We start from the raw sequence: 7714 nt of genomic DNA, 5'->3' as shown, positions 1-7714 counted from the left end.
GGGGGGCGGATGTGGGGTTCTGACGTCCGTTCAGGCGGCGGGTGGGCGTGGGTCCACCGCTCGGGACGAGACAGCCGGGCCCGCTGTGACACCCGTGTCCTCAGGGGGTGTGCAGGCTCGCGAAGACGCCTCGGGCGCGGGTGCCGTCCGGTGCGTCCCAGGCCCCGGTGACCTGGCCGACGGCGCCCTCGGGGGCGGTGGGCCGCGGGCGCCGGTGCAGGCGCAGGACGGTGCCGTCCGGGAGGGCGAACCCGGTGCCGTCCCGGTCCTCGGTGACCTCGACGGGGCCCTCGGGGACGGTGAGACCGGAGCCCGTGAAGGAGTGGGCGACCTCGTGGTCGGGGGTGTCGCTGACGCTCTGTGCCTGGGCCTGGACGCGGCCCTCGAACAGGGCGAGGAGTGTGCTGCGCAGCACCGGGTCGTGGACACCGTCGTAGGCCCAGCGGGGGCCCAGCACACCGTGCTCCATGGTGCCGACGAGGGCGTGTTCGGCGCCGGGGAGCGGGGCGGCGCGGTAGGTGAGGGGGGTCAGATAGGTGAGGGGTTCGGGTCCGGAGGAGTCGACGGCCACCAGGAACTCCATCCCGACCTCGCCCTCCGGGTCGTCCAGCCGGAAGCCGCCGGCCCTGGTCAGCTCCGGGGTGCCGGTGCCGGTGTACCAGGGGCGGGAGGGCAGCCAGGCGGTGAGGAGTTCCAGCTTGGTGGGCTTGACGGTGGTCTTGTGGATGATCGACATGCGGCGGATTCTGTCAGTCAGTCACGGGGGAACTCATCCGTTCTGAGGGTGAGACCGACGACGGTGCCGGTGAGGTCCACGTCCTTGCCGAAGGGCACCCTGGTCTCGACCTCGTAGTCGCCGCCCTTGGGGTCGGTGTAGATGTGGCACCGCCCTTGGTACGGATCCGCGATGACGTAGACGGGCACTTCCGCGGTGGCGTAGGCGGCCTTCTTCGGACCGTAGTCGTTGGCCGCGGTGCCCTTGGAGATCACCTCGGCGACGAACTCGACGTCTTCGTAGGACCAGTGGCCGTCCTCCGACTTGGCGGCGCCGTCGGCCATCACCGTCACATCGGTCGCGAATCCGTTGAGGTGCCCCGGGTAGTCGATGCGCACGTCGGACTTCACGCGTGTTCGTGGGTACCTGGTCCGCAACTGCTCGACGATGTCCAGGATGATCTCCCAGTGGGTGTCCCGCTGCGGCGACATGTAGATGGTCCCCTCGACGATCTCGACCTTGTATCCCTCGGGGACGGGCATCGTCTCGAGACGCTCGAACATCTCGTCGAGCGTGCTCGTGTTGTCGCTCTCGGCCATCGCGATCCTGTCTTCGAGGACGGTCATCGTGGCGCTCCTCCCCGGCTGCCCCGTGGACAAGTGCAGCCGCGCGGTACAACGATACGCACGGTGACCGGGACACGGAGGGACGGAGGAGACGCCATGTCGGAGGACCACGGTGCCGCTGAGCTGCTTCCCCTCCTCCACCGCACCCTCGGCGACAACGTCCTCGGCATCTGCCTCCACGGCTCCGCCGTCCTCGCCGGTCTGCGACCGCACAGCGACATCGACGTGCTGGTCGTCGCCCGCAGGTCACTGAGCCGGGACGAACGCCGGTCCCTGGTAGGGGAGTTGATGCGGGTGTCCGGCGTCCCGGGCGCCCGGCCCGTCGAGCTGATCGTCGTCGTGCAGGACGAGGTGCGGCCGTGGCGGTACCCGCCCGTCTGCGACTTCCTGTACGGGGAGTGGCTGCGCGAGGAGTACGAGCGGGGTGTGCTGCCCGAGCGCGAGTCCAGCCCCGATCTCGCGACCCTGCTCACCATGACCCTGGCCGGGAACACGGCCCTCCACGGGCCCGCGCCCGCCGAACTCCTCGACCGGGTACCGCTCGTGGACCTCAGGCGCGCGATCGTCGCCGGGGTCCCGCAGCTCCTGGACAACCTGGAGCACGACACCCGTAACGTCCTGCTCACCCTCGCCCGGATCTGGACCACTCTCGCCACGGACAGCATCCGCTCCAAGGACGCCGCCGCCGACTGGGCCGCCGCACGGCTGCCGGAAGGGCACCGGGCGGTTCTCGCCCACGCCCAGGCGATCTACCTCGGGGAAGCGGAGGAGCGGTGGAGCGGCGAGCTGCGGGCCGGTGTCCGTCCCTGCGCCGACTTCCTCGTCGGCGCCATCGGACGCCAGTCGGTCAGCTAGCGCTGCCGGGGGTGGGCTCGCTGTCCGGGGCGGGCTCCGGTCTCGTGTGGAGGACCTCGCGGGCCTGGTCCGCGGCGCGGGTGATGCTCTCGGAGACGAAGTCGAGGAAGCGGGCGATGTTCTCCAGGCGGGCGGCGGCCGGGGTGTCCCGGCCGAGGACGCCCACGCCCTGCCGGGCGGTCTCCGCGAGCTGTATGGTGCCGCGGGCGCTGGCGATCATGGACTGGTACCAGACGTCGTCGTCGGCGACATAGCGCTCGCGGCGCCGCTCGTCGCGCTCGCGGCGGACCAGGCCCTGGTTCTCGAGGTAGCTGATGGCCTTGGAGACGGACGCCGGGCTGACCTGGAGGCGCCGGACGAGTTCGGCGGCTGTCGTCGTGCCGGTGTCGCTGGTGTAGAGGCAGGTCAGCACCCTCGCCATCATCTTGGGTACGCCCGTCTGCATGAGGACGGTGGTGAACACCTCCTCGTAGTCGCGCACCGCTTCGGGATCGCGGCCGTGGGCCGGTGCGGGCGCCTGTGCCGCGCGCGGGGCGGTCTGCCGGCGGCGGTGGGCCCGGCGTTCGGCGGCACGGTGGGCGAGGTCGGCGCGGTAGGCGGTGGGGCCGCCGTTGCGCATGACCTCGCGGGTGATGGTCGAGGTGGGGCGTTCGAGGCGGCGGGCGATCTCCGCGTAGGCGAGGCCGTCGGCCACTCCCAGCGCGATCTGCTGCCGCTCCTGCTGGGTGAGCCTGCCTCCCGGCATCGCGGCCTCCTTCGTGGTTCCTGGTGCCCGCAGCATAGCGTTCACTTTTGATCTGTTGCAACGAATGCGGGATGGGCGTTGCGTTACTTTCCGATTCGTTGCAATGAAATCGCGGCATTCACCTGCGATGATGACCTTTTCGCGCAACAAGTATGTTGCCTATCTAGTGAATGCAACGTAGCTTTTCGTGCATCGGAAACAGTGACGACGAAACGCAGGAGCACCTGATGCACCAGTTCGACACCCCCAGCCCGGTCACCGCCGTCATCGCCCTGCCCGCCGGGCGCGTCCAGGTCATCGCCGCCGACCGTGCCGACACCACCGTCGAGATCCGCCCCGCCCACCCCGCCCGCGGCCGCGACGCCAAAGCCGCCGAGCAGGTCGAGGTCGAGCACCGCGACGGCGTCCTGCGGATCACCGCCCCGGCCGCCAAGAACCAGTACTTCGGACCCTCCGGCACCGTCGAGGTCACCCTCCAGGTCCCGGCCGGCTCCCACCTCCAGGCCCGCACGGCCGCCGCCGAGTTCCGCGCCGTCGGACGCCTGGGCGACATCACCTTCGACGGCGCCCACGGCCCGGTCAAGATCGACGAAGCCGCGAGCCTGCGCCTGACCGCCACCGACAGCCACGTCACCGTCCAACGCCTCACCGGACCCGGCCGGATCAGCACCCAGCGCGGCGACATCACCGTCCACGAAGCCGTCACCGGCACCCTCGAACTCACCACCCGGCAGGGCGACATCACCCTCGCGACCGCAGCCTCCGCCGCCCTGGACGCCGGCACCTCCCACGGCCGCATCCACAACACCCTCAACAACACCGAAGGCGCCCGCGCCGCCCTGACCGTCCGCGCCACCACCACCCACGGCGACATCACCGCCCGCGGCCTCTGACCCACGGCCTCCCACAGCCCCCTCAAGGAGCACCCACCATGACCGACCTGGCCATAGCGGCGAACGGACTGCGCAAGTCCTACGGGGACAGGACCGTCCTCGACGGCATCGACATCCGGGTGCCGGCCGGCACGATCTTCTCCCTCCTCGGCCCGAACGGTGCCGGCAAGACCACCGCCGTCAAGATCCTCTCCACCCTCGTCCCCGCCGACCCGGGCACCGGTGACATCCACGTCGGCGGTCACGACCTGGCCGCCGACCCGCAGGGAGTGCGCGCCGCCATCGGTGTCACCGGGCAGTTCTCCGCGGTCGACGGACTGATCACCGGGGAGGAGAACATGCTGCTCATGGCCGACCTGCACCACCTGCCCAGGAGCGAGGGCCGCAAGGTCGCCGCCGACCTGCTGGAGCGCTTCGACCTCACCGGTGCGGCCGCGAAGCCCGCCTCCACCTACTCCGGCGGCATGAAGCGCCGCCTCGACATCGCCATGACCCTCGTCGGCGACCCGCGGATCATCTTCCTCGACGAACCGACCACCGGCCTCGACCCCCGCTCCCGGCACACCATGTGGCAGATCATCAGGGAGCTGGTCTCCGACGGCGTCACCGTCTTCCTCACCACCCAGTACCTGGAGGAGGCCGACGAACTCGCCGACCGCATCGCGGTCCTCCACGACGGCAGGATCGCCGCCGAGGGCAGCGCCGAACAGCTCAAGCGCCTGGTCCCCGGCGGACACGTCCGGCTCCGCTTCACCGACCCGGACGCCTACCGCGGCGCCGCCCGCGAACTGCGCGAGGTCACCGGGGACGACGAGTCCCTAACCCTGCGACTCCCCAGCGGCGGCAGCCAGTCCGAGCTGCGCGCCCTCCTCGACCGGCTCGACGCGGCCGGCGTCGAGGCCGACGAACTGACCGTGCACACCCCCGACCTGGACGACGTGTTCTTCGCCCTGACCGGCCCCGCCCCGACCAAGGAGACCGTCCGATGAGCAACCTCGCCCTCGTGGTGCGCGACTCCTCCACGATGCTGCGCCGCAACCTCCTGCACGCCCGGCGCTACCCCTCGCTGACCCTGAACCTGCTGCTCACGCCGATCATGCTGCTGCTCCTGTTCGTCTACGTCTTCGGCGACACCATGAGCGCGGGCATCGGCGGCGGCGACCGCTCCGACTACGTCGCCTACCTCGTCCCGGGCCTGCTGCTGATGACGATCGGCTCCACCACGATCGGCACCGCCGTCTCCGTCTCCAACGACATGAGCGAGGGCATCATCGCCCGCTTCCGGACGATGGCGATCCACCGCGGTTCGGTGCTGGTCGGACACGTCGTCGGCAGTGTGCTCCAGTCGGTGGTCAGCGTGGTCCTGGTCGGCGCGGTCGGCGTGGCCATCGGCTTCCGCTCCACCGACGCCACCGTCCTGGAGTGGCTGGCCGCCTTCGGGCTGCTCGTGCTGTTCGCCACGGCGCTGACCTGGATCGCCGTCGGCATGGGACTGATCAGCCCCAACGCCGAGGCGGCCAGCAACAACGCCATGCCGCTGATCTTCCTGCCGCTGATCTCCAGCGCGTTCGTCCCGGTCGACGCGATGCCGGGCTGGTTCCAGCCGATCGCCGAGTACCAGCCCTTCACCCCGGCCATCGAGACCCTGCGCGGACTGCTCCTCGGCACCGAGATCGGGGCCAACGGCTGGATCGCCGTCGCCTGGTGCCTCGGGCTCGCGGTGCTCGGCTACCGCTGGGCGACCGCGAGGTTCAACGGCGAGCCGAGGTGACCGCGTGGACCGGGCGGGCCAACTCCCTTCCCCGGTCCACAGATTGGCGGCCCCGGTGTCGGCCAAGAACGGTTCAGTGTTCGCCCATGAAACACCAACGCCCGGCCATGAAAAGGCAATCCGGACGGGAGGGGAACGGGTCGGACGTACGTTCCCCTCCGTGACCTCCGACCAGCGACCCCACAGAACCGCGCGGCGCGCCCTCCTGCGCGCCGCGCTCACCGGTACCGCGGCCCTCGGCACCGGCCTCGCCGCCGGCACCCCGGCCGCCGTCGCCGCGCCCGCCGCGGTTCCGCCGCGCAAGCGGCCCACCACCGCCGAGGAGGCCCTGCGCGAGCTGGCCGAGGGCAACCGGCGCTGGTGCACCTACCGCGAGCGGCACCCCGACGAGACGCCCGCCGTCCGGCAGGCGCTGACCACCGCCCAGCACCCCTTCGCCCTCGTGCTCGGCTGCATCGACTCCCGGGTGGCGCCGGAGCTGGTCTTCGACCAGGGCCTCGGCGACCTGATGACCGTGCGCACCGCGGGCCAGGTCCTCGACGAGGCGGTGCTCGGCAGCCTCGCGTACGGGGTGCTCGAACTGGGGATCCCGCTGCTGATGGTGCTCGGCCACCAGTCGTGCGGGGCCGTGAAGGCGGCGGTCCAGGCGGACGGGACGGGTGCGCACCTGCCCGCCCACATCCAGTACCTGGCCGAGCAGATCAGCCCGGCGATCGACCGTACGAAGACGGGGGACGCGCGGATCGACGCCACGGTCGACGCGAACATACGGCTCGTCCGGGCACGGCTCGCGGCGGAACCCGACCTGGCCGCCAAGGTGGACTCGGGCGAACTGGCCGTCGTGGGCGCGCGCTACGAGCTGACCACGCAGGCGGTGCACTGCCTCTGACCGAGGCGCAGTCCCGTCAGCCGGCGTCGTAGGGCTCGCCGAGACCCCACGCCTGGTACATGGCCTCCGCGAAGGCCGCCGCGATCTTGTGCTCGCCGCTGGCGTTCGGGTGGGTGCCGTCGTAGGTGTCGTGGCTGATGTCGTACGACGACGGGGGCGACGCCGGCAGCAGGGGGGAGCGGGGCTCGTCCAGGTCGGCGATCGCCTTGGCCAGGAGCTCGTTGAAGCGGGTGACCTCCGTGGCGAAGGGCGGGTCGGTCTCCGCCCGGACGTTGGGGATCACCGGGAGGACGGCCATCCGGATCCGGGGGTTGGCCCGGCGAGCCCCGGCGACGAAGGCGCGGACGTTCTCCGCGGTCTGTTCCGCGTTCGTGTAGAAGCCCAGGTCGATCAGGCCGAGCGAGACCAGGAGCACGTCCGCGTGGTGCGTCCGTACCGCCTCCTCGATCAGCGGGGCCATGTGCAGCCAGCCCTCGCCCCAGCCGGCCAGGTGGGCCCGGGGGAAGTCGGGGTCGGCGTACTCGTACGAGGTCGGGGCGCCGGCCGCCTTGTCGTACAGCGTCTCGCGCGGTCCCACGAGGGCGAAGGGACCGCCGTGGCTGTCCCGTAGGTGCCGCCACATCCGGTACCGCCAGGTGTGCTCCCCCGCGCTTCCGATCGTCATCGAGTCACCGACCGGCATGAATCTGAGCATCCGCTCATGATGGATCATCGAGACCCGCTCCGGCGTGTGAGTCCGCCCACGCCGACACCGGCGGACGAACCGGTGCCGCACCGGCGCCCCCGCCGCACCCGCCTCTGCGCCGCCCGGGTTTTCGGCCTCTCCTGCCCGCGCGGCTTCCCGCCGGTCCCGGCTCCGCTGCCCCGGCGTCCGGTTTCGAGGCCGGGCCTCTCCCCGCGGGTTCTGGTCGCGAGCTTCCGTCACCCCGTCTCAGGACTTCGTGACCGCGCCCGCCCCGGCTGTTCGACGGCGCGAACCCCGCCGCTCTGCGTGGCCGACGGCCGACCACCGAGCAGCCCCTGGCGTCCCGCGGCCCTCCGCACCGAGCCCGAGGTGGTCACGAAACCCGGGCCACTTTCCCTCGGGCCTCTCGCGCTTCGGTTTCTGTGGCGCCCGATCCTCCGGCCTTTCGCGCTTCGGCGTCTGTGGCGCCCCGATCCTCCGGCCTTTCGCGCTTCGGCTTCTGCGGCCCCCCGCCCCTTCGGCTTCTGCGTTCACC

General features: G+C 71.4%; 9 protein-coding genes. 5 read left to right on the top strand and 4 right to left on the bottom strand.

Annotated elements, in window-relative coordinates; translation table 11 throughout:
• Positions 1 to 100 precede the first annotated feature (100 nt).
• Both AOJ26_RS39405 and AOJ26_RS39400 read right to left on the bottom strand, forming a co-directional pair.
• The gene (locus AOJ26_RS39405; protein ID WP_053853151.1) at positions 101 to 736 is read right to left on the bottom strand and encodes a maltokinase N-terminal cap-like domain-containing protein; all 636 of its coding nucleotides are present in this window, start codon (positions 734 to 736) and stop codon (positions 101 to 103) included.
• Between the two features lie 17 nt (positions 737 to 753).
• Positions 754 to 1341 (bottom strand): Uma2 family endonuclease, encoded by a 588-nt coding sequence (locus AOJ26_RS39400; RefSeq protein ID WP_053853150.1) that lies wholly within the window; start codon positions 1339 to 1341, stop codon positions 754 to 756.
• A 96-nt stretch (positions 1342 to 1437) separates the two neighbouring features.
• On the opposite strand from AOJ26_RS39400, the gene AOJ26_RS39395 reads away from it, so the two are divergent.
• Entirely contained in the window at positions 1438 to 2196 is a 759-nt protein-coding gene (locus AOJ26_RS39395; RefSeq protein WP_053853149.1) for an aminoglycoside adenylyltransferase family protein, read from the top strand.
• On the opposite strand, the gene AOJ26_RS39390 is transcribed toward AOJ26_RS39395, so the two are convergent.
• The gene (locus AOJ26_RS39390) at positions 2189 to 2941 is read right to left on the bottom strand and encodes a GbsR/MarR family transcriptional regulator (RefSeq protein WP_053853148.1); all 753 of its coding nucleotides are present in this window, start codon (positions 2939 to 2941) and stop codon (positions 2189 to 2191) included. The genes AOJ26_RS39395 and AOJ26_RS39390 overlap by 8 nt on opposite strands.
• 227 nt (positions 2942 to 3168) lie before the next feature.
• Here AOJ26_RS39390 and AOJ26_RS39385 point away from each other — a divergent pair, with 227 nt between their 5' ends.
• The 4 genes from AOJ26_RS39385 to AOJ26_RS39370 all read left to right on the top strand — a co-directional run bounded on the left by AOJ26_RS39385 (position 3169) and on the right by AOJ26_RS39370 (position 6494).
• Complete coding sequence (locus tag AOJ26_RS39385) at positions 3169 to 3834, top strand: DUF4097 family beta strand repeat-containing protein (protein ID WP_053853147.1); 666 nt, start codon at positions 3169 to 3171, stop codon at positions 3832 to 3834.
• A 38-nt stretch (positions 3835 to 3872) separates the two neighbouring features.
• Positions 3873 to 4823 (top strand): ATP-binding cassette domain-containing protein, encoded by a 951-nt coding sequence (locus AOJ26_RS39380; RefSeq protein WP_053853146.1) that lies wholly within the window; start codon positions 3873 to 3875, stop codon positions 4821 to 4823.
• On the top strand, positions 4820 to 5605 hold the full coding sequence (locus AOJ26_RS39375; protein ID WP_053853145.1) for an ABC transporter permease: 786 nt from the start codon (positions 4820 to 4822) through the stop codon (positions 5603 to 5605). Before AOJ26_RS39380 ends, AOJ26_RS39375 begins: the two co-directional genes overlap by 4 nt.
• Before the next feature lie 160 nt (positions 5606 to 5765).
• Entirely contained in the window at positions 5766 to 6494 is a 729-nt protein-coding gene (locus tag AOJ26_RS39370) for a carbonic anhydrase (protein ID WP_053853144.1), read from the top strand.
• 16 nt (positions 6495 to 6510) lie between these two features.
• Here AOJ26_RS39370 and AOJ26_RS39365 read toward each other — a convergent pair whose 3' ends face one another.
• Positions 6511 to 7188, bottom strand: a complete 678-nt coding sequence (locus AOJ26_RS39365) for an SGNH/GDSL hydrolase family protein (RefSeq protein WP_053853143.1) — start codon at positions 7186 to 7188, stop codon at positions 6511 to 6513.
• Between the last annotated feature and the right edge of the window lie 526 nt (positions 7189 to 7714).

The sequence above is a fragment of the Streptomyces sp. NRRL B-24085 genome, from assembly GCF_001282115.1.
In the GTDB taxonomy this organism is placed as follows: Bacteria; Actinomycetota; Actinomycetes; order Streptomycetales; family Streptomycetaceae; genus Streptomyces.
This window is presented reverse-complemented; position numbering and strand designations above follow the sequence as displayed.